This is a genomic window from Streptomyces sp. NPDC054047 (assembly GCF_055585065.1).
This window is the reverse complement of record NZ_JBVJKV010000027.1, coordinates 1-1,257: the sequence shown is the minus strand read 5'-3', so window position 1 is coordinate 1,257 and position 1,257 is coordinate 1. Positions and strand designations below refer to the sequence as shown.

2 protein-coding genes are annotated in these 1,257 nt (G+C 66.6%); both read right to left on the bottom strand.

Features of this window, described 5'->3' with window-relative positions:
* A partial coding sequence (locus tag ACZ6ZP_RS43165) for an alpha-amylase family glycosyl hydrolase (RefSeq protein WP_351174282.1) occupies positions 1-410 on the bottom strand: 410 nt, incomplete at its 3' end.
* A 40-nt stretch (positions 411-450) separates the two neighbouring features.
* Positions 451-1,257, bottom strand: an 807-nt coding sequence (locus tag ACZ6ZP_RS43160; protein WP_469410581.1) for an alpha-amylase family protein, incomplete at its 5' end; no start/stop codon positions are given.

Here is a 1,257-nt window from a genome sequence, read left to right as displayed (position 1 = left end):
TCGGGGTCGGTGCGCGACTGCTGGAACCACGGGTGCTGATCGCTGGTGTGGTTCATCACGAAATCGATGATCACGCGCATGCCCCGCTGATGCGCCGCATCGATGAACTCGACGAAATCCCCGAGATCACCGAACTCGGGCAGCACGGCGATGTAATTGGCCACGTCGTAACCGCCGTCGCGCAGCGGGGAGGTGAAGAACGGCGGCAGCCACAGGCAGTCCACGCCCAGCCACTGCAGATAGTCCAGCTTGGCGGTGGCGCCCTTGAGGTCGCCGATGCCGTCGCCGTCACTGTCGTGGAAGGAGCGGACCAGGACCTCGTAGAACACGGCACGCTTGAACCATTCGGGGTCCCGGTCCTTGGCGGGCGTGTCCTCGCCCAGCTCGGACACCGGCTCATTGATCGTCATGGGTCCTCCATTGCCGCACGGCTGGGGAGCGCGTGCTTCCTCACCCGACCGCGCATACGTGCGCGGGGGACACGCCCGGGGTCAGACGGACGTAATTGACCTCGCCCCACGTGTAGGTCGCGTCGCCCAGTTCGTCGTGCACCTGGAAGGACGTGCCGGGCGCGATGTCCAGGCGTGCGCAGTCCAGGCGCACGGTCGCCTCCTGGGTGTGGTGCGGGTCGAGGTTCACCACCACCAGCACCGTGTCACCGGGCACGTGACGGCTGTACGCGATCACGTGCTCGTTGTCCGTGGAGTGGAAGCGCACGTTGCGCAGCCGGTGCAGCGCCGGATGGCGTCGACGGATCGCGTTGAGCGTGGTGACGAGCGGCTCGATGGTGAGCCCTTCGCGCCGCGCCGACTCCCAGTCGCGCGGGCGCAGTTGGTACTTCTCCGAGTCCCGGTACTCCTCGCTGCCGGACTGCACGGGCGTGTCCTCGCACAGTTCGTAACCGCTGTACATGCCCCATGTCGGCGCGAGGGTCGTGGCGAGCACCGCGCGGAGCTCGAAGGCCGGGCGGCCGCCGTGCTGGAGGAACTCGGGCAGGATGTCGGGGGTGTTGACGAAGAAGTTCGGCCGCAGGTAGTGAGCCGTCTCGTCGGTCAACTCCTGGACGTATGAAGTGAGTTCCGGCTTCGTGTTGCGCCAGGTGAAGTAGGTGTAGGACTGCTGGAAGCCGATCGCGGCCAGGGTGCGCATCATCGCCGGGCGTGTGAAGGCCTCCGCCAGGAAGATGACGTCGGGGTCGGTGCGGTTGATGTCGCCGAGCACCTCCTCCCAGAAGACGACGGGCTTGGTGTGCGGATT